Source organism: Herbaspirillum sp. LeCh32-8, assembly GCF_017814915.1.
GTDB lineage: Bacteria > Pseudomonadota > Gammaproteobacteria > Burkholderiales > Burkholderiaceae_D > Herbaspirillum.
Map to the genome: position 1 here is coordinate 153,837 of NZ_JAGIPZ010000004.1, position 19,601 is coordinate 173,437.

A 19,601-nucleotide genomic window follows, 5' to 3' on the forward strand; every position below is an offset into this window, starting at 1 on the left:
CGTCGGCCGCCAACCCTTTGCCGACGCCAAGAGCCACGGAGATGATGTTGCAGATTGCCGGTCGTTCCTGCAAAAGCAGGGGCCCAGCGTCGTTGAACGGCAGTCGCCAAGGCCCTTGCCGACCCGCTCACCGTGCTCTACACTGGACAACAAAAATTAGAACAATCGTGCTTTTATCCCCCAACGATATTGACAGGAGACAACCATGACCGCACGCCCCACCCTCGCCCGCCTGGGCCTTCTTGCCGCCCTGCTGTCGGCCGCTGCCTGCGCCTGGGCCGACGGTTCGCCGGTCGGCCTGTGGAAGAACATCGACGACGCCACCGGCAAGCCCAAGGCGCTGATCCGCATCACCGAGAACAACGGCGAGCTGTCAGGCAAGATCGAGAAGCTGTTCCGCGCTCCCGAGGAAGACCAGAACCCGGTCTGCGAGAAGTGCGAGGGCGACCTGAAGGGCAAGCCCATCGTCGGCATGACCATCCTCTCCGGCCTGAAGAAGGACGGCGAGGAATACAGCGGCGGCCAGATCCTCGACCCGGCCAACGGCAAGCTCTACAAGAGCAAGCTCACCGTGATCGAGGACGGCAAGAAGCTCAACGTGCGTGGCTACATCGGCATGCCGATGCTGGGTCGCACGCAGACCTGGGTGCGCGAAGAGTAAGCGCCGGCCGGCGTGATCCTTCCTTGATCGGCAATCGCTGCCATCGAGGATCGCAAACGAAAAAACGGCAACGCATCACGTTGCCGTTTTTGTTTTATCCACAGCCTTGCGACGATCAGGGCGCCGGCTTGTTCTTTTGCATGTAGCGGTCCAGTTCGCGCGCAAAGGCGCGGCCGTCGCTTTGGCTGAAGGCCGGCGGGCCGCCGGTTTCCACGCCGCTGCTGCGCAGCTCTTCCATGAAGTTGCGCATGTTCAGCGCCTGGCCGATGTTGGCGGCGGTATAGAGCTCGCCGCGCGGGTTCAGCGCCACCGCGCCCTTGGCGACCACCTCGGCGGCCAGCGGGATGTCGGCGGTGATGACCAGGTCGCCGGCCACGCACAGTTTGACGATCTCGCGGTCGGCCACGTCGAAGCCCTGCGGCACCACCATCGATTTGACGTAGCGCGACGGCGGCGTGCGCAGCGCGCGGTTGGCCACCAGCGTCACCCTGACCATGGTGCGTTCGGCCACCCGGAACAGCATGTCCTTGATCACGCCCGGGCAGGCGTCGGCATCAACCCAGATCTGCATGAAGCGAAATCGCCGCCATGAAGGCGGCGATGCATAAGAAGTGAAGCTTGGACATCAAACGAAGGACACCGTCAGGCCCGGCAGCGTGACGCCGGAAAACGCCGTGACCCAGGTCTGCCCGGCCTTGATCGGCAAGGCGTCGGTCCAGGTGCCGGTGGTGATGATCTCGCCGGCCTGCAGCTGGCGGAACTGCGACTGCTTTTGCACCAGCTGGTGCATGTGCCACAGCGCATGCAGCGGACTGTCCATCTCGTCGTTGCAGAAACCCGCCGCGCGCAGCACGCTGGAGGTCTCGGTATTGCACGACAGCGAAACGCTGGCGCTGGAGAGAATTTGCGGCAGATGGTGCTTGGTGGCGGAAGACAGCACGTGCGGCTCGCCGATGATCAGCGTGCCGTGCAGGCCGAAGGCGGCGATCGAGTCGGCCACCGTGAACTCCCAGTTGGCGAACGGGCAATCGACGATCTCGAAGCCGTGCGCCATCCATTCCAGGCAGTCGGCCAGCTCATCCAGGGTGGCATTGGGCTGGGGCGTCTTGCCCAGCTTGAACACGATCTCGGGTTCGATGCGCGGCTGGATCGCGCCCGTCAGCGACTGCTTGCCATGGTTGTCTTCGGCAAAACGCACGGTGCTGTCATACATCGGCGCCCAGGTCGGGATGCGGGTGTCGTCGATCACGCCGTAACGCGACCATTCCTTGTGCACCACAAACCCGATCTTGCGGCCGATCGGCTGCTCGCCCTGGGCGACGCGGATATTGCGGATGCTGTAGGCGATGTCGTAGGCGTCTTCGACCGACAACGTTTCAGACTCGGAAATGAGGGGAATCAGACGGGAGTGGGCCCGCGCATCGAGCAATTGATGCGCGTAACGGCTGGCTTGGCTCGACATTAGCATGACAGGCTCACATCGAAAGATAGTGAATAGCTATGCATTGTCGATGACGATTAGTTTTTGCACAAGCAAAAACTCGCCTTTATTGGTCTTTGTGCGAGTTCAGGCAAGAAATTCATACGATTGGTTTGTTTCGTGCAAGGCGCCTTTTCCTGCCTTGCAACAATCGCTCGCAACATGCGGGAATTGCAGCGCTTTCCCGGCTCGACGTTCAGCGCAGGGACGTCGCCCAACCGATGCTGTCGCGCCGGCCCGAGCTGCCCGGTTCAACCGCCCCAGAGATCGCCGTTGGGGCTGGTGCGCGGCGCGGTCACGCCGAAGTGCTGGTAGGCAGCCGGGGTGGCGATGCGCCCGCGCGGGGTGCGCTGCAGGTAGCCTTGCTGGATCAGGTAGGGCTCCAGCACGTCTTCGATGGTGTCGCGCTCCTCGCCGATGGCAGCCGCCAGGTTGTCCAGCCCGACCGGGCCGCCGCTGAACTTGAACAGCACCGCCTCCAGCAGCTTGCGGTCCATCAGGTCGAAGCCGACCGGATCCACGTCCAGCATCACCAGCGCCGCATCGGCCATCTCGCGCGTGATCTCGCCGCGGCCCTTGACCTCGGCGTAGTCACGCACGCGGCGCAGCAGTCGGTTGGCGATACGCGGCGTGCCGCGGCTGCGGCGGGCGATTTCCAAGGCGCCCTCTTCCACGATAGGCGCATTGAGCAGACCGGCGCTGCGGGTGACGATGCGCGCCAGCTCGGGCGGCGTATAGAACTCCAGCCGCGCGACGATGCCGAAGCGGTCGCGCAGCGGATTGGTCAGCATGCCGGCGCGGGTGGTGGCGCCGACCAGGGTAAAGGGTTGCAGGTCCAGGCGCACCGAGCGCGCGGCCGGGCCTTCGCCGATCATGATGTCGATCTGGTAGTCCTCCAGCGCCGGGTAGAGAATTTCCTCCACCACCGGCGACATGCGGTGGATCTCGTCGATGAACAGGACGTCGTTGGCTTCCAGGTTCGTCAGCAGCGCCGCCAGGTCGCCCGCGCGCTCCAGCACCGGACCGGAGGTCTGGCGCAGGTTCACGCCCATCTCGCGCGCGATGATGTGGGCCATGGTGGTCTTGCCCAGGCCCGGCGGGCCGAACAACAGGGTGTGGTCGAGCGGCTCGCCGCGGCCGCGGGCGGCGGCGATGAAGATTTCCAGCTGGCTGCGCACCTTTTCTTGGCCGACGTATTCGTCGAGCTGCTTGGGCCGCAGGGCGCGCTCGATCGCCTCCTCGTTGGCCGAAGCCGGCGTGGCGGAGATGATGCGCTGTTCGGAGAAATCGTCGGTCTGGATGCTCATGCGTTAATCCCGGTTTTCACTCAGCCCTTGGACAGAGCCTTGAGCGCGTGCTTGATGCCGTCCGAGACGCTGGCGTCCTTGGGCACCTGCTTCATGGCCAGCGTGGCTTCCTTGTCGGAGTAGCCCAGCGCCAGCAGCGCGTTGAGCACATCGGCCGAGGCGTCGGTATGCACCACGCCGCCGGCAGCGCCGAGGTCGGCGCCGAGCTTGCCCTTCAATTCCAGCAGCAGCCGCTCGGCGGTCTTCTTGCCGATGCCGGGCACGCGCGTCAGGCGGCCGGCTTCCTGCAGCGTCACCGCCTGCGCCAGGTCGGCCACCGACATGCCCGACAGGATTGCCAGCGCGGTGCGCGCGCCGACGCCGGAAATCTTGATCAGCTCCTTGAACGTATTGCGCTCTTCGGTAGTCCCAAACCCGAACAGGATGTGGGCATCCTCGCGGATCGCCAGGTGGGTCAGCAGCGTGACCTTCTCGCCCAGGCCCGGCAGGTTGTAGAAGGTGCTCATCGGCACCGCCACTTCGTAGCCGACGCCGTTGCAGTCGACCAGTAGATTCGGGGGATTTTTTTCGAACAGGATTCCGGAGAGGCGACCGATCATGGCGTGGTTGGTGTGCTCAAATGCAGCTTCGGGGATAATCCCGGGATGATACAGCACTGTTCGGATAAACAGTATCTTCCGGCCGACCTCGGCGGCCGGACCGGCGACAACCCGCCGCCTCGCGCGCGGCGGAAACGACAACAACATAACAAGGGAACAACATGGCAGGCAGCGCCTTCTTCGCACTGATCGACGACATCGCCTCGGTCCTGGACGACGTGTCCGTGATGACCAAGCTGGCCGCCAAGAAAACCGCCGGCGTGCTGGGCGACGACCTCGCGCTCAACGCCCAGCAGGTCACCGGCGTGAAGGCCGAGCGCGAACTGCCGGTGGTGTGGGCGGTGGCCAAGGGCTCGCTGAAGAACAAGGCGATCCTGGTGCCGGCGGCGCTGGCCATCAGCGCCTTCATCCCGTGGGCGGTGACGCCGCTGTTGATGCTGGGCGGCGCCTTCCTGTGCTTTGAAGGCTTCGAGAAACTGGCGCACAAGTACCTGCCGCACGGCGAAGAACATCACGACACTGCCGCCACCGCCGGCGACGTCGATCCGGTGGCCTACGAGCAGGACAAGATCAAGGGCGCGGTGCGCACCGACTTCATCCTCTCGGCCGAGATCATCGCCATCACGCTGGGCACCGTCGCCGGCGCGCCGCTGCAGCAGCAGATCACGGTGCTGGTGGGCATCGCGCTGATCATGACCGCGGGGGTGTACGGCATCGTCGCGGCCATCGTCAAGCTCGACGACGGCGGGCTTTATCTGCTGCGCACAGCCGGCGCCGGCGCCTTGGGACGCGCCAAGGCCGGCCTCGGGCGCACCATCCTCGCAGCGGCGCCGAAGATGATGCGCAGCCTGTCGGTGATCGGCACCATCGCCATGTTCATGGTGGGCGGCGGCATCCTGACGCACGGCCTGCCGTTCGCGCACCACGCCATCGAAGCCGCCGCCGCAACCATCGCAACGGCGCCTGTCGTCGGCGGCGTGCTCGGCGCACTGGCGCCGGCGCTGCTCAATGCGATCTTCGGCATCGTCGCCGGCGGTGTGGTGTTGCTGGTGGTGGAAGCGGCCCGGCGGATCGCCGGCCTGTTCAGGAAATCTGCGTAACACCTCCGGGGGCGCCGCGTTGCACGGCGTCCCGCATCATCCGGCTCAACCGACCAGGCGGCCGCCGCGCATGCGGATGCCCTTCTTCGCCAGCGCCGGCGCCAGTGCGCCGAGGTTGGCCAGCACGTCGCCGCCATGCGCGTGGCAGATCGCCACGCCCAGCGCATCGGCCGCATCGGTGCCGGGCAGGCCGGGCAACTGCAGCAGCCGCGCCACCATCTCCTGCACCTGGGCTTTTTGCGCCTTGCCGTGGCCGGCCACGGCTTGCTTGACCTGCAGCGCGGTGTACTCGGCCACTGCAAGGTCGGCGTTGACCAGCGCGCAGATCGCCGCGCCGCGCGCCTGGCCCAGCAGCAGCGTAGATTGCGGATTGACGTTGACGAACACCTTCTCGATGGCCGCGCAGTCGGGCGTGTAGGTGCGCACCACTTCGGAGACGCTGGCCAGGATCACCTTCAGGCGCGAAGGAAGATCGCCGTCCGGCGTCTTGATGGTGCCGGAAGCGACGTAGGCAAGCTTGTTGCCCTGCTTGTGGATGACCCCGAAGCCGGTGGTGCGCAGGCCGGGGTCGATGCCGATGATTTTCATGCCCGCAAGTCTAACCGATCGCACCGCGCTTTCGCGGCTTACGGCGTGGCCGCCTTCATTGCCTGCGCCTGGCGCACCCACTGCTGTACCGACGGGCGCTGCCATTGTGCCTTGGCATAGCGCTGCAACTCTTCCGGCAAGGCGTCGCCGTGCAGGGCCAAGCGGTTGAGCATCACGGCCAGGTCGGTGTCGGCGATGCACCACTCGCCGAACAGGTTGTCCTTGCCGGCCAGCACCGTCTGCACCGCCGACACCAGCTTGGCGACAGCCGCCTTGCCGGCGTCCGACAAGGGCGCAAAGCCTTCGCCGTAGAACACCACCTCGGTCGGGCGTTCCTGGCGGATCGCCAGCAGGTCGCTGCGCAGCCAGGCCTGGATTTCGCGCGCCTTGGCGCGCTGTTGCAGGTCGGCCGGATACACCGCGCGATGGGCCGGCGCCGGGAAGCGCTCTTCCAGGTATTCAGAAATCGCGGTCGACTCGGCCAGATGGAAGTCGCCTTCGGACAAGGCCGGCACGCGCCGCGTCAGCGACACGCTGGCGTAACCCGGCGCCTGGTTCTGGCGCGACGCCAGGTCGATGGCCAGCAGCTCGAACGGCAGGCCCTTCTCGGTCAGCGTGACGAAGGCCGACATGGCGTAGGGGCTGATGAACTGGGCGTCGACGTAGAGCTTGAACGGTGGCGTATCCAAAGGTTTCTCCCTGTATATGTGTGACGCCTGCGGCTGGATTCACGCAGGCGCGTTTGGAGTCGACACATTAAAGCAAAACGCCCGGACATGCCGGGCGTTTTGTATTTTGCGTCTTTCCTCTCGCGCCGCGCGACGGCGGCTGCGATCAGTGACGGAAGTGGCGGGTGCCGGTCAGCAGCATCACCACGTCGCGCTCGTTGGCGGCGTCGATCACCTCCTGGTCGCGCATGGAGCCGCCCGGGTGAATCACGCAGGTAGCACCCGCGTCGACCACCACGTCCAGGCCGTCGCGGAACGGGAAGAACGCGTCCGACGCCACGGCCGAACCGGCCAGGGTCAGGCCGGCGTTCTGCGCCTTGATCGAGGCGATGCGGGCGGAGTCGATACGGCTCATCTGGCCGGCGCCGACGCCCAAGGTCATGCCGTTGCCGCAGAACACGATGGCGTTGGACTTCACGAACTTGGCCACGCGCCAGGCGAACATCAGGTCTTGCAGCTGTTGCGGGGTCGGCTGCTTCTTGCTGACCACCTTGACGTCAGCCAGCAGCACGTTCTTGGCGTCCGGCGACTGCACCAGCAGGCCGCCGCCGACGCGCTTGAAGTCGTAGCCGTTCAGACCGCCGCCCAGCGGGATTTCCAGCAGGCGCACGTTCTGCTTGGCGGCGAAGATCGCCTTGGCTTCGGCGCTGAAAGACGGCGCGATCAGCACTTCCAGGAATTGCTTGGCCACCGCTTCGGCGGCTGCGCCGTCGACTTCGCGGTTGAAGGCGATGATGCCGCCGAAGGCCGAGGTCGGGTCGGTCTGCAGGGCCTTGCTGTAGGCTTCCAGCGGATTGGCGCCGATCGCCACGCCGCAGGGGTTGGCGTGCTTGATGATCACGCAGGCGGCTTCAGCGACCGGGTCGAAGCTCTTCACGCATTCCCACGCGGCGTCGGCGTCGGCGATGTTGTTGAAGGACAGTTCCTTGCCCTGCAGCTGGGTGTAGTTGGCCAGCGCGCCGTCGACCTTCTTGATGTCGCGGTAGAAGGCGGCGGTCTGGTGCGGGTTCTCGCCGTAGCGCATGTCCTGCACCTTCTCGAAGTGCACGTTCAGCGTGGCCGGATAGGCGCTGCGGGTGGCGTGCTGCTTGTCTTCGCCCAGCGAGGTGAAGTAGTTGGTGATGGCGCCGTCGTATTGCGCGGTGTGGGCGAACACCTTCTTGGCCAGCGCGAAGCGCTTTTCGTACGGCAGGTCGCCGCTGCCCTTCAGGTCGGCCAGCACGCCTTCGTAGTCGGTCGGATCGCAGATCACGATCACGTCCTTGTGGTTCTTGGCCGAGGAACGCAGCATGGCCGGGCCGCCGATGTCGATGTTCTCGATCGCGTCTTCCAGCGAGCACTCTTGCTTGGCCACGGTCTGCTGGAACGGGTACAGGTTCACCACCACCATGTCGATGGTCGGGATGGCGTGCTTTTCCAGCGCGGCGACATGCTCGGGGAAATCGCGACGCGCCAGGATGCCGCCGTGCACCTTGGGATGCAGCGTCTTGACGCGGCCATCCAGCATTTCCGGGAAGCCGGTGTAGTCGGCCACTTCGGTGACGGGAACGCCGTTGTCGGCCAGCAGCTTGGCAGTGCCGCCGGTGGACAGGATGTTGACGCCCATGGCCGACAACGCGCGAGCGAAGTCGAGCACGCCGGCCTTGTCGGATACGGAAATGAGTGCTTGTTTGATCATGGTAGGCAAGACTAGGTAAGGAAGATAAAAACCTGAAAAACCGTTGGAATGAAACCCGTACAGTCGAGCGCGCCGGCGCCTGCCGGCACGCCGGCTACAGCAGGCCGTGCTGCTGCAATTTCTTGCGCAGCGTGTTGCGGTTGATGCCGAGAATCTCGGCGGCCTGGGACTGGTTGCCCTCGGCGCGCGCCATCACGGTCTCGAAGACCGGCTTCTCGACGGTCGACAAGACCATCTCGTAGACGTTGGTGGGCAGTTGCTCGCCCAGATCCCGGAAGTATTTCTCCAGGCTCTTCTTGACGACATCCTCAATGCTTTCTTTGCTCATTGCTTTGCTGCTTCTGTTTTTATCGGCGCCGCCGCGGCCGTACGCAATCTGATGTTGCGTCCCCCGTGGACTGGTTTGTTTGCGACGTCGCCGTGCTGTTGATCAATTGCGCTTGTGCGCATCCGATTCGTCTTGTCCGCCTTGGCCGGACGGGCTCATGCAATGCTGCTGCCAATGATGCGCCCGCCTGCGCGGCATCCCTGTGCTTGGTCGATCCAGAAAACTCAGGCCGCCAGCGCTACGTCCGCGAGGCCGTACTGCAAGCGCTCGCCATAGGCTGCCTGTCCTGCGAAGAATCCGCGCACCGCCGCCAGCTGCTCGGCGCAATCCTCGATGCGGTTCATGCCGCGGCGGAATTGTTCGCCGCCCGGCAGGTCGCGCACGTACCAGCCAATGTGCTTGCGCGCGGTGCGCACGCCGAGGTAGTCGCCGTAGAACGCATAGTGCGCCTGCAGGTGCTCGGCCATCAGCTCCTCGACCTCGGTCACCAGCGGCGCCGGTAAATACTCGCCGGTGCGCAGGAAGTGGTCGATCTCGCGGAAGATCCACGGCCGCCCCTGGGCGGCGCGACCGACCATGACGGCGTCGGCGCCGGTGACGCGCAACACCTCGCGCGCCTTCTCGGGCGTGGTGACGTCGCCGTTGGCGACCACCGGGATCTTCACCGCGGCCTTGACCGCGGCAATGGTCTCGTACTCGGCATCGCCGCTGTAGCCGTCGGCGCGCGTGCGGCCGTGCAGCGTGAGCATGGCGATGCCGGCCTGTTCGGCCAGCGCAGCGATCTTCAGCGCGTTCTTGTTGGCGCGGTTCCAGCCGGTGCGAAACTTCAGCGTCACCGGCACGTCGACCGCGCCCACCACCGCATCAAGGATGCGCGCCACCAGGTCTTCGTCCTGCAACAGGGCCGAGCCGCACCAGCTGTTGCAGACCTTCTTGGCCGGGCAGCCCATGTTGATGTCGATGATCTGCGCGCCGCGTTCGACGTTGTACTTCGCGCTTTGCGCCAGCATCTCCGGATCGGCCCCGGCGATCTGCACCGCCTTGGGCTCCATCTCGCCGTCGTGGTTGATGCGGCGCGAAGTTTTCTCGCTATGCCACAGGCGCGGATCGGACGCCGCCATTTCGGACACGGCATAGCCTGCGCCCAGCTGCTTGCACAGCTGGCGGAACGGACGGTCGGTCACGCCCGCCATGGGGGCGACGAACACGTTGTTTCGCAAGGAATACGGTCCAATGTTCACGACGGAAATCAGGGGGAGTGCGGGGAAAGGGCGCTATTTTAGCGCGATTGCGGGCCACGCCCAACTAGAATCGGGCGTGGTTACATCTTTGTGCCGCGTTTTGGAGTGATTATTTATTGAGCAGATTCAACTTCTTGCACATGTATCAAGACAAGCGGCTGCGGCGTTGCGTAAAAGTTTTTGTGAATATTTTCGGCGACGTGGGCAACAGCCCTTTTCGGCCTCCAAATGTCGTCCAACGTCGCCTAAATATTAGGCACGCAACAACACTCTCCCATTTCACGGGAATCCATCGAAAACAACAAGGCCGCCGTGCCCGGACAGGAACACGGCGGCCTCGTGATGACAGCAAACGGCGCTGGATATCGCCTCAGCGGTCGACTTCGTCCAGGGTCTCGCGGTTGAGGTGACCGATCTCGCCCCAGGAGCGGATCTGCGCGCGCTCGCCGTCCCAGTGCAGGCGGTTGACGCTGGCGTTGAAGATGTCGAAGGTGCGCGGCTGCTCAAAGCCGGTGCCGCTGGCCCAGTGGTGCAGGCACTCCAGGACGCCGCCATGGGTGACGATGGCCACCTTGCGGTAGCTCTTGCCGCCGCCGTCTAGCACGCGCCGCACGGCGTCGACCGAGCGCTGATAGAACTCGCGCATGGTCTCGGCTTCACGCTCCTCGCCGGCCGGGTAGCGCACATCCGGCGCGCGCGCCTTCCAGAGCTTGAAGGCCTCGGGGTATTTGGCCTCGATGTCGACGTGACGCAGACCCTCAAAAGCGCCGTAACAGCGCTCGCGCAGGCCGGCGTCGATGCCCACCTGCAGGCCGGTGGCGTCGGCCACCGCCTGCGCGGTGGCGCGGGCGCGCTGCAGGTCGCTGGCGAAGATGGCGTCGATGCCCTCCTCGGCCAGCGCCGCGCCCAGCGCCTGTACCTGACGCTCGCCGGCTTCGTTGAGCGGGATGTCGATGTGGCCCTGGATGCGCTTGTCCACGTTCCAGGCGGTTTCGCCGTGGCGAATCAGCAGTATGTCAGTCATGCGTTGCGATGCTTGTGTCGGCGCGCGCTCAACGCGTGGCCTTGGGATTGAGCGTGTATAGGCCGGTGATGGCGGCGTGTTCCAGCACGTGGTCGCGCAAGGCGGTCACCACCACCGAGCCTTCCAGATTACCGACCACCGGCAACTGCTCTACGTCCAGCGCGTAAAGCGTGAAGATGTAGCGATGCACCAGCGCGTCGTTCCACGGCGGGCAAGGGCCGTCGTAACCGAAATAGTCGCCGCGCATGTCGCCGTCGCCGGCGAACCAGCCGGTGTAGTCGTTGATGCCCTGGCGCGCGCCCGGCATGGTGTCGCCCAGCACCGCCGGCCCCGGCTTGCCGCGCGCGGTCACGCCGTTGCTGAACTGGCCGGCCTTGATCTGCGATACCGACGGAGGGATGTCCACCAGCGCCCAGTGATAGAAGTCCACGCGGGGCAGCTCCAGCGGCACGGTCTTGCCTTCCTGGTTGACGTCGTCGCCGCGCGAAGGCACGTCGGGGTCATGCACCACCAGCGCCAGCGATTTGGTGCCGGCCGGCAGCTCGCTCCAGGCGAAGTGCGGATTGCGGTTGGAAGATAAGGCGACATGGGTCTTGGGATCCGCCACGGCGAATGCGAACTCGCCCGGGATGGTGTCGCCGTCCTTGAAAGAATCGCTCCAGAATTTCATGTCGCCTCCTCAGAAGAATGAACCGAATTCAAACGCTTTGACAAACCAGATGGGGATGGCCGGGCCGCCTTCAACCGTCGTCCTCAACTGCCGGTTGCCCCCTCAGGCCGGAACCTTGGGCTTGACCTGCAGCCAGAAGGTGACCGGGCCGTCGTTGGTCAGCGACACCTTCATGTCGGCGCCGAAGCGGCCGGTGCCGACCCAGGCGTCGCCATGACGCACGCGCGCCTGCGCCACGAAGTGGTCGAACAGCTGGCGGCCCAGCTCGGGGGCTGCGGCCGGCGTGAACGAGGGCCGCGTGCCGGAATTGGTGTCGGCCGCCAACGTAAATTGCGGCACAAGCAACAGGCCACCTTGCAGGTCGGCAACGCTGCGGTTCATCTTGCCGGCCTCATCGGCGAACACGCGATAGGCCAGCAGCTTGGTCAGCAGCGCATCGGCGTCGGCCGGGGTGTCGTTGCGCTCGGCGCAGACCAGCACCATCAGGCCGGCATCGATGGCGCCGACGGTTTCCCCATCCACTACGACAGCCGCATGGCTGACTCGTTGCAGCAGCGCGATCATCGCCGAACGCGCTTACGCCAGCGTGACGCGCGCGAACTTGCGCTTGCCGACCTGGACCACGAACTGGCCGGCCTCGACCTTCAGACCCTTGTCGCTGATGACCGCGCCGTCGATGCGCACGCCGCCCTGCTCGACCATGCGCAGCGCTTCCGAGGTGGAGGCGCACAGGTTGGCCTGCTTCAGCAGCTGGCCGATGCCCAGCGGCGCGCCCGACAGCGCAACTTCCGGAATGTCGTCAGGGATGCCGCCCTTGGAGCGGTTGACAAAGTCGGCCAGCGCGTCCTCAGCGGCCTGCTGCGAGTGGAAGCGCGCGACGATTTCCTGCGCCAGCGCGACCTTGATGTCACGCGGGTTCTTGCCGGCCCCGACCTCAGCCTTGAAGGCGGCGATCTCGGCGATGGAGCGGAACGACAGCAGGTCGTAGTAGCGCCACATCATCACGTCGGAAATGCTCATCACCTTGGCGAACATGGTGTTGGCCGGCTCGGTGATGCCGATGTAGTTGCCCTTGGACTTGGACATCTTTTCCACGCCGTCCAGGCCTTCCAAGAGCGGCATGGTCAGGATGCACTGCGGCTCCTGGCCCCAGTCCTTCTGCAGTTCGCGCCCCACCAGCAGGTTGAACTTCTGGTCGGTGCCGCCCAGTTCCAGGTCGGACTTCAGCGCCACCGAGTCGTAACCCTGCATCAGCGGGTAGAGGAACTCATGCACCGAGATCGGCGTGCCTTCCTTGAAGCGCTTGGTGAAATCGTCGCGCTCCATCATGCGCGCCACGGTGTAGCGCGAGGCCAGCTGGATCATGCCGCGGCTGCCCAGCGGGTCGCACCATTCGGAGTTGTAGCGGATCTCGGTCTTGCTCGGATCCAGCACCAGGCTGGCCTGGGCGAAGTAAGTCTTGGCATTGACTTCGATCTGCTCGCGCGTCAACGGCGGACGGGTGGCGTTGCGGCCGGACGGGTCGCCGATCATCGAGGTGAAGTCGCCGATCAGGAAGATCACCTGATGGCCCAGGTTTTGCAGCTGGCGCATCTTGTTGAGCACCACGGTGTGACCCAGATGCAGGTCGGGCGCGGTCGGATCCAGTCCCAGCTTGATGCGCAGCGGCTGGCCGCTCTGCTCGGAGCGCGCCAGCTTCTGGGCGAATTCGCTTTCGATGAGCAGCTCATCCACGCCGCGGCGGGCGATGGCCATCGCCTCCTGAACTTTGTCGCTCAACGGCAAGGGCGCGTTGGCCGACGCGTTAACGGATGAGCTTGGGGCCGCGTTGGCGGGGGTAGAAGACTGGTCTGCGTTCATCGATATAACTAAAAAATAGGCATTTGTAGGACAGTGCCGCGAATGCGTGTTGCTATAATTCCGACTTTCGTTTTTCTGCTGAGCGCCTGGACGCGGCCTTAGAAGCTCACCAGCAGAGAGTGCATTCACATCCAGGCGGACGTTTCGCGGGTGCAACACGGCGGGGGGACAGTAACGCCGTATTGCCAATAGACGCGTCATCCGCTGCGGAAACGTCAGATTTTAACGTATTGCATGTTCCCACAAGATAAATTCAAGCGCGTCACGTCCCGATGCATCTCCGTCCTCCAGTCCACGCACCACAAAATCGCCGGCTCCTCGCCTAAGACCCGCATCGTCGGCGCGAGCGCCCTGTTCCTGGCCGCGTTCACCATCGGCGCCGCGGGTTTTGCGCCGGCCGAGCCGGACATGAAGGACGCCCCGGTCAACCCGATTTCCAAGGATCTGGCCCTGCCCGACCTGCAGTCGCAGATCGCCTCGCTGGAAGAGAATTCGCAGTATTACGTCAATGAAGAGAAGGTGCGCACCGGCGACACCCTGGCCGCGCTGCTGAACCGCCTGGGCGTGGACGACGACGAAGCCGCCAGCTTCATCAAGTCCGATACGCTGGCGCGTTCGGTGATGCAGCTGCGCGCCGGCAAGCGCGTGGTGGCCCAGACCGACGAGAACGGCGAGCTGATCAAGCTGTCGGCCACCCTGGACGACGGCGGCGACGCGCCGCGCAACCTGGTGGTCTCGCGCGAAGGCGGCCACCTGAAGGCCGACGCCGTGCCCGCCGTGCTGGAGCGCCGCGTCGAGATGCGCGCCGGCACCATCTTCTCCTCGCTGTTCGCCGCCACCGATTCGGCGCAGATCCCCGACACCGTGGCCATGCAACTGGTCGACATGTTCGCCACCAACATCAATTTCGCCTCCGACCTGCGCCGCGGCGACCGCTTCAACGTGGTCTACGAGACATTCTGGCAAAACGGCGACCTGGTGCGTACCGGCCGCGTACTGGCGGGCGAATTCGACAACGCCGGCAACCGCTACCAGGCCGTGTGGTTCAACGACCCGGCCAGCAAGACCGGCGGCGGCGGTTACTACGCCTTCGACGGCAAGTCGCTCAAGAAAGCCTTCCTGAAGTCGCCGCTGGCCTTCACCCGGATTTCCTCCGGATTCTCGATGCGCCTGCACCCGATCCTGGGCAAGTGGAAGCAGCACACCGGCGTCGACTTCGCCGCGCCCACCGGCACCCCGATCCATGCAGCCGCCGACGGCGTGGTCGACTTCGTCGGCCAGCAAAACGGCTACGGCAATATCGTCGTGATCAAGCACTGGAGCGGCTACTCGACCGCCTACGGCCACATGAGCCGCTTCGCCTCGGGCATAAAGAAGGGCATGAAGATCAGCCAGAACGACGTGATCGGCTTCGTCGGCATGACCGGCTGGGCCACCGGCCCGCACCTGCACTACGAGTTCCGCGTCAACAACCAGCCGCGCAATCCGCTGTCGGTCGATGTGCCCAACAACCAGGCGCTGACCGGCCCGCAGATGAAGAGCTTCCGCGCCGTGGCCGACGACATGCAGCACCGCATGGCCATGCTGCGCGTGCCGGGCGCACCGGACGTGAAGCTGGCGTCCAGGTAATTCGCCGGCACCTGTATCGGGGCGGTCGCTGTAGAATCAGCGACCGCCCTTTTTCTTTTTGCGCGCCATGCCAGATACCTCCACTCTTTACATCGGCCTGATGTCCGGCACCAGCCTCGACGGCGTCGACGGCGTGCTGGCCGACTTCGGCGCCGGCGATGCCATCACCTCCACGCTGGCGGCGGCTTATGTACCCTTCCCCGACCACCTGCGCGCCGACCTGATGGCGCTGCAGGCCGCCGGCCCCAACGAGATCGAGCGCGAAGCGCTGGCCGCCAATGCGCTGGCCGTGCATTACGCCGACTGCGTGGCGCAGCTGCTGCACCAAAGCGGCAAGAGCGCCGCCGATATCCGCATGGTGGGCGTGCACGGCCAGACCATCCGCCATCGCCCCGAGCTGGGCTTCACGCGCCAGACCAACAATCCGGCGCTGCTGGCCGAACTGACCGGGATCAACGTGGCGGCCGATTTCCGCAGCCGCGACGTCGCCGCCGGCGGCCAGGGCGCGCCGCTGGTGCCGGCCTTCCACCGCGCCGTGTTCGGCGACGACAGCGAGTCGCGGGTGGTGGTCAACATCGGCGGCATCGCCAACCTGAGCATCCTGCCGGCCGGCGCCGGACAGGGCACCACCGGCTTCGATACCGGCCCCGGCAATGCGTTGATGGACGGCTGGGTCCTGCTGCATCAGGGCCGCCCGTACGATGCCAACGGCGACTGGGGCGCCTCGGGCACGGTGCACGCCGGCCTGCTGGCGCAACTGCGCGACGCCGCCTTCTTCCGCCTGGCGCCGCCCAAGAGTTCGGGCCGCGACCTGTTCAACCTGGACTGGCTGCAGGCGGCGCTGCAGCGCACCGGCGAAGCCGTGGCCCCGGCCGATGTGCAGGCCTCGCTGACCATGCTGACCGCCGGCACCATCGCCGACGCCATCATCGGCCATGCGCCCGACGCGCGCAAAGTCTACATCTGCGGCGGCGGCGCCGAGAACGAGTTCCTGATGCGCCTGCTGCGCCAGGCGCTGGACGGGCGCGCCGAGGTGCAATCGACGGCGCTGCTGGGCGTAGCGCCCAACCGGGTGGAAGCGCTGGCCTTCGCCTGGCTGGCGCGCCGCTTCGACCGTCGCCTGCCGGGCAACCTGCCGGCCGTGACCGGCGCGCGGGGCCTGCGTGTACTGGGGGCGCTGTATCCGGCGTGATCCGCGCGTGCGCCAATAAAAATCCCCGCCAAGGCGGGGATTTTTATTGCGCCGACCGCAGGACCGACATGGCGATCCCGAAGCGATCAGTAGCGCGAAATGCGACCGTTATCCAGGCGCACGCGGTCACCCACGCGGAAGTCAGTGTTGTCTTCCTGGGCGAAGGTCTGCAGCGAGCCGTCGCTCATGCGCACGCGGATGTTGTAGATCTGCTTGCCGGCCGAATTATTGCGCTGGATCTTGTTGCCGGCGTAGGCGCCGCCGGCCGCGCCCGCTACTGTGGCCACCGCCTGGCCGGTGCCGCCGCCGATGGTGCTGCCCAACAGGCCGCCGGCCACACCGCCGACCACGGCGCCGGCCACGCCGCTGCTTTCCTTGTGAGTGACTTCGATGGCCTCGACCACGCCGGTGCCGTTGTAGGAAGCCACGCGGTCATAACTCTGCGACTGCGGCGCCGCGCCGTAGGGCTGCTGCGGGCTGGCGCAACCGAACAGGATGCCGGCGAAGCTCAGGCTGACCACGGCCAGCGAAGTGAAATGGTGTCTGCTCGACATGACGGACTCCTCTATCCATTCTGATGGCTGCAGTGTGCCGCGCGCGCGCCGCCTGCGACATCGGAGAAGCGCCATAATGCTTGTCAGATAAACAGCGACGACGCCATTCGGCATCATCTGTGCGGAGGGAGGATTTCTCCACTGGCAGCGACTGCGGGGATGGCGCGACAAGCGCGTGGCGCTTGGCTCACCCGGTGCCGCTTAATTGAGCCAGCCGCGCCGACGGAAATACCAGAACGGCGCGATCGCCGAGCCGATCATCATCATGATCGCGATCGGATAACCGACCGCCCACTCCAGCTCCGGCATCCACTTGAAGTTCATGCCATAGATGCTGGCGATCAGCGTCGGCGGCAGGAAGGCTACCGAGGCCACCGAGAAGATCTTGATGATCTTGTTCTGGTTGATGTTGATGAAGCCGACGGTGGCGTCCATCAGGAAGTTGATCTTGTCGAACAGGAAGGCGGTGTGGCCGTCCAGCGATTCGATGTCGCGCAGGATCTGGCGCGCGTCCTCGAACTGTTCGGAGCTCAGCAGGCGGCCGCGCATCAGGAAGCTGACCGCGCGGCGCGTGTCCATCATGTTGCGGCGGATGCGACCGTTCAAATCTTCTTCGTGAGCGATGGTGTTAAGCACCTCGGCCGCGGCCTGGTCGGACAGGCTTTTCTTCAGCACGCTGGTGCTGACCGCTTCCAGTTTCTGGTAGATGCCTTCGAGCGCGTCGGCGGAATATTCGGCGTCGGTCTCATACAGGTCCAGCAGTACGTCGCGATAGTCGCCGATGGAGCCGGGACGCGAGCGCGCGCGCATGCGCACCAGCCGGAATACCGGCAAGTCCTCGGCATGCACCGAGAACAGGATGTTGCGGGCCAGGATGAAGGCTACTGTCATGGTCGACGAGGCGTCGTCGTCGCCTTCGAACAGGAAATCGGTGCGCAGGTGCAGGTCGCCGTTCTCGGCTTCGAAATAACGCGCCGAGGCTTCGATGTCGCTGAATTCGTCTTCGTCCGGCAGCGTCACGCCATAGATGCTCTTGACCCAGGCGCGCTCTTCGTCATTCGGTTCAGTCAGGTCGACCCATACCGGTGTTGCCTGTTCCAGGTCGGCGCGGCTGTCGATATTGACCTGGCTGAGTCGGCCGTTTTGCAACACGAATACATTGATCATGGGCTCTCGCTGGCTGGAACGCGGGGAAGGTGAAGGCGCCGGAACGCTCGGCTCCGGGCACGCCCCGGAACGTGCGCAAGTGTACGTTCAACCATAGCCGCAGGCAAGCTCGGCGCGCACTGCGGGCGATATGTCATGCGCCTGTCACGCGCATGCGCGGCGCATGCCGGCCGACGGGAATTGACGGGGTTATTTATGCGCCGGCGGCAGCGACGCCGCATTCATGCGGCGCAAGATCAGGCCGGTGCGCGCGGCCAGGTAGCCGGAACCGCGGTTCTTGTCGTAGAAGCGCGGACGCGGCAGCATCACCGCCAGGCGCGCGGCCTGCTCGGCGCCGAGGTTGGCGGCCGTGGTGCGGTAATAGTGCTGGGAAGCGGCCTCGGCGCCGAACACGCCGTTGCCCCACTCCACCACGTTCAGGTAGATCTCGAAGATGCGCTGCTTGTCCATCAGGAATTCAAGCATGTAAGTGATCACGAATTCCTGCGCCTTACGCAGATAGCTGCGTTCGCCCGAGAGGAACAGGTTCTTGGCCAGCTGCTGGGTGATGGTGGAGCCGCCGGCCACCACCTTGCCCTTCTTCTCGTTCTTCTCGTAGGCCTTTTGCAGAGCGTCCCAGTCGATGCCGTCATGCTCGGAGAAATTGGAATCCTCGGAGGCGATGATGGCTCGCTTCAGATTGTTGGAGATGCGCGCGTAGGGCACCCATTTGAACTGCAGCTGCGCGTTGGGATTTTGCTCCTGCAGGATGGACAGACGCTGGCGCATGAAGCTGGTGGAGTCCGGGTTGTGATCCTTCCACCACCAGATCTGCAGGAAGAAATACGCCTGCAGCAACAGCACGCAGGCGATGGGAACGAGGATGATCCAGAGGAGCAGCTTGCGGGCGGATTTCATCATGTGCCGTTGTTCTTGTTGTGGCGTGACGCGACTTATTCGGAGAGCTGGCGGCGCAGATTGGCGAACACCTCGGAGGTGTCGGGCCGCACGCCGCGCCAGATGAAGAAGGCCTCTGCCGCCTGCTCCACCAGCATGCCCAGGCCATCGCGGGCGACGGCGCCGTGCTGCTGCGCGCTCTGCATGAACACCGTGGGCTGGCGGCCGTACATCATGTCGTAGGCCAGCGTATCGCGACCGTAGACGCTGGTCGGCAACGGCGGCAAGTCGTCAGAGAGGCTGGCCGAGGTGGCGTTGACGATCAGGTCGAAGGCGCCGTCCAGGTCGGCGTAGGCGGCGCTCCTGACCGGGCCGTACTCGGCGAACTGTGCGGCCAGCTCGGCGGCCTTGGATTGGGTGCGGTTGACCACCACCAGCTCGGCCGGCTGTTGCTCCAGCAGCGGCAACAGCGCGCCGCGCGACGCGCCGCCGGCGCCCAGCAGGAGGATGCGACGCCCGCCCAACGCCACGCCGGCATTGACGGTGATGTCGGTCACCAGGCCGGCGCCGTCGGTGTTGTCGCCGTAGACCCGGCCGCCGTCGAACCTAAGCGTGTTGACCGCGCCGGCCAGGCGCGCGCGCTCGGACAGGTGGTCGGCCAGCGCGAACGCTTCCAGCTTGAAGGGCACGGTGACGTTGGCGCCGCGTCCGCCGCGACGCTGAAACACCTGCACGCTGGCCTTGAAGCCGTGCAGCGGCGCCAGCAGGCGCTCATAGCTCAGCGTCTGGCCGGTCTGGGCGGCGAACTGCGCGTGGATCTCGGGAGATTTGCTGTGGGCAATCGGATTGCCGATGACGACGTATGCATCCATGTTGGTCCGCCTGTTCCGTGTGCCTGTCTTGTTGTCCTTGGCCGCCC

Annotated in this window: 21 protein-coding genes; 4 read left to right on the plus strand and 17 right to left on the minus strand. The window is 65.2% G+C overall.

The window, feature by feature from the left end; all coding sequences use genetic code 11:
- The first annotated feature begins 205 nt into the window (after window positions 1–205).
- Complete coding sequence (locus J8I26_RS09980) at window positions 206–661, plus strand: DUF2147 domain-containing protein (protein WP_209606679.1); 456 nt, start codon at window positions 206–208, stop codon at window positions 659–661.
- A gap of 115 nt (window positions 662–776) precedes the next feature.
- Here J8I26_RS09980 and J8I26_RS09985 read toward each other — a convergent pair whose 3' ends face one another.
- The 4 genes from J8I26_RS09985 to ruvA form a co-directional block, all read right to left on the minus strand.
- The gene (locus tag J8I26_RS09985; protein WP_209606681.1) at window positions 777–1,232 is read right to left on the minus strand and encodes a YaiI/YqxD family protein; all 456 of its coding nucleotides are present in this window, start codon (window positions 1,230–1,232) and stop codon (window positions 777–779) included.
- A gap of 54 nt (window positions 1,233–1,286) precedes the next feature.
- Complete coding sequence (locus J8I26_RS09990; RefSeq protein WP_209606683.1) at window positions 1,287–2,129, minus strand: fumarylacetoacetate hydrolase family protein; 843 nt, start codon at window positions 2,127–2,129, stop codon at window positions 1,287–1,289.
- Between the two features lie 263 nt (window positions 2,130–2,392).
- A complete protein-coding gene (gene ruvB, locus J8I26_RS09995) occupies window positions 2,393–3,448 on the minus strand; it encodes a Holliday junction branch migration DNA helicase RuvB (RefSeq protein WP_209606685.1) in 1,056 nt (351 codons plus the stop codon).
- Between the two features lie 20 nt (window positions 3,449–3,468).
- Window positions 3,469–4,047 carry a Holliday junction branch migration protein RuvA gene (gene ruvA / locus J8I26_RS10000; RefSeq protein ID WP_209606687.1) on the minus strand — a complete coding sequence of 193 codons (579 nt, stop codon included), beginning with the start codon at window positions 4,045–4,047 and terminating at the stop codon, window positions 3,469–3,471.
- A gap of 161 nt (window positions 4,048–4,208) precedes the next feature.
- Here ruvA and J8I26_RS10005 point away from each other — a divergent pair, with 161 nt between their 5' ends.
- Window positions 4,209–5,147: a DUF808 domain-containing protein gene (locus J8I26_RS10005; RefSeq protein WP_209606689.1), complete on the plus strand. Its 939-nt coding sequence runs from the start codon at window positions 4,209–4,211 to the stop codon at window positions 5,145–5,147.
- A gap of 45 nt (window positions 5,148–5,192) precedes the next feature.
- Here the strand turns inward: J8I26_RS10005 and ruvC are convergent, their stop codons facing one another.
- The 9 genes from ruvC to tyrS all read right to left on the minus strand — a co-directional run bounded on the left by ruvC (window position 5,193) and on the right by tyrS (window position 13,264).
- Complete coding sequence (gene ruvC / locus J8I26_RS10010) at window positions 5,193–5,735, minus strand: crossover junction endodeoxyribonuclease RuvC (protein ID WP_209606690.1); 543 nt, start codon at window positions 5,733–5,735, stop codon at window positions 5,193–5,195.
- 38 nt (window positions 5,736–5,773) lie between these two features.
- Entirely contained in the window at window positions 5,774–6,424 is a 651-nt protein-coding gene (gene yfcF / locus J8I26_RS10015; protein WP_209606691.1) for a glutathione transferase, read from the minus strand.
- A 145-nt stretch (window positions 6,425–6,569) separates the two neighbouring features.
- The gene (gene purH, locus J8I26_RS10020) at window positions 6,570–8,141 is read right to left on the minus strand and encodes a bifunctional phosphoribosylaminoimidazolecarboxamide formyltransferase/IMP cyclohydrolase (protein WP_209606693.1); all 1,572 of its coding nucleotides are present in this window, start codon (window positions 8,139–8,141) and stop codon (window positions 6,570–6,572) included.
- A 94-nt stretch (window positions 8,142–8,235) separates the two neighbouring features.
- Window positions 8,236–8,469: a Fis family transcriptional regulator gene (locus J8I26_RS10025; protein WP_209606695.1), complete on the minus strand. Its 234-nt coding sequence runs from the start codon at window positions 8,467–8,469 to the stop codon at window positions 8,236–8,238.
- 224 nt (window positions 8,470–8,693) lie between these two features.
- Window positions 8,694–9,710 carry a tRNA dihydrouridine synthase DusB gene (gene dusB / locus J8I26_RS10030; protein ID WP_209606697.1) on the minus strand — a complete coding sequence of 339 codons (1,017 nt, stop codon included), beginning with the start codon at window positions 9,708–9,710 and terminating at the stop codon, window positions 8,694–8,696.
- Window positions 9,711–10,080: 370 nt separating this feature from the next.
- Window positions 10,081–10,734 (minus strand): histidine phosphatase family protein, encoded by a 654-nt coding sequence (locus J8I26_RS10035; protein WP_209606700.1) that lies wholly within the window; start codon window positions 10,732–10,734, stop codon window positions 10,081–10,083.
- Window positions 10,735–10,762: 28 nt separating this feature from the next.
- The gene (locus J8I26_RS10040; RefSeq protein WP_209606701.1) at window positions 10,763–11,404 is read right to left on the minus strand and encodes a YbhB/YbcL family Raf kinase inhibitor-like protein; all 642 of its coding nucleotides are present in this window, start codon (window positions 11,402–11,404) and stop codon (window positions 10,763–10,765) included.
- 102 nt (window positions 11,405–11,506) lie between these two features.
- Window positions 11,507–11,968 (minus strand): D-aminoacyl-tRNA deacylase, encoded by a 462-nt coding sequence (gene dtd, locus J8I26_RS10045; RefSeq protein ID WP_209606702.1) that lies wholly within the window; start codon window positions 11,966–11,968, stop codon window positions 11,507–11,509.
- Window positions 11,969–11,980: 12 nt separating this feature from the next.
- Window positions 11,981–13,264 carry a tyrosine--tRNA ligase gene (tyrS, locus tag J8I26_RS10050; RefSeq protein ID WP_209606704.1) on the minus strand — a complete coding sequence of 428 codons (1,284 nt, stop codon included), beginning with the start codon at window positions 13,262–13,264 and terminating at the stop codon, window positions 11,981–11,983.
- Between the two features lie 234 nt (window positions 13,265–13,498).
- Between tyrS and J8I26_RS10055 the strand changes: the two genes are divergently transcribed.
- Both J8I26_RS10055 and J8I26_RS10060 read left to right on the plus strand, forming a co-directional pair.
- Window positions 13,499–14,893, plus strand: a complete 1,395-nt coding sequence (locus J8I26_RS10055) for a peptidoglycan DD-metalloendopeptidase family protein (RefSeq protein ID WP_209606706.1) — start codon at window positions 13,499–13,501, stop codon at window positions 14,891–14,893.
- 67 nt (window positions 14,894–14,960) lie between these two features.
- The gene (locus J8I26_RS10060) at window positions 14,961–16,085 is read left to right on the plus strand and encodes an anhydro-N-acetylmuramic acid kinase (RefSeq protein WP_209606708.1); all 1,125 of its coding nucleotides are present in this window, start codon (window positions 14,961–14,963) and stop codon (window positions 16,083–16,085) included.
- 86 nt (window positions 16,086–16,171) lie between these two features.
- On the opposite strand, the gene J8I26_RS10065 is transcribed toward J8I26_RS10060, so the two are convergent.
- From J8I26_RS10065 to aroE, 4 genes are all read right to left on the minus strand, one after another.
- Window positions 16,172–16,639 (minus strand): glycine zipper 2TM domain-containing protein, encoded by a 468-nt coding sequence (locus J8I26_RS10065; protein ID WP_209606710.1) that lies wholly within the window; start codon window positions 16,637–16,639, stop codon window positions 16,172–16,174.
- Window positions 16,640–16,840: 201 nt separating this feature from the next.
- On the minus strand, window positions 16,841–17,806 hold the full coding sequence (gene corA / locus J8I26_RS10070; RefSeq protein ID WP_209606712.1) for a magnesium/cobalt transporter CorA: 966 nt from the start codon (window positions 17,804–17,806) through the stop codon (window positions 16,841–16,843).
- Between the two features lie 189 nt (window positions 17,807–17,995).
- Window positions 17,996–18,703, minus strand: a complete 708-nt coding sequence (mtgA, locus tag J8I26_RS10075; RefSeq protein ID WP_209606998.1) for a monofunctional biosynthetic peptidoglycan transglycosylase — start codon at window positions 18,701–18,703, stop codon at window positions 17,996–17,998.
- Between the two features lie 35 nt (window positions 18,704–18,738).
- Entirely contained in the window at window positions 18,739–19,554 is an 816-nt protein-coding gene (aroE, locus tag J8I26_RS10080) for a shikimate dehydrogenase (protein ID WP_209606714.1), read from the minus strand.
- Window positions 19,555–19,601 lie beyond the last annotated feature (47 nt).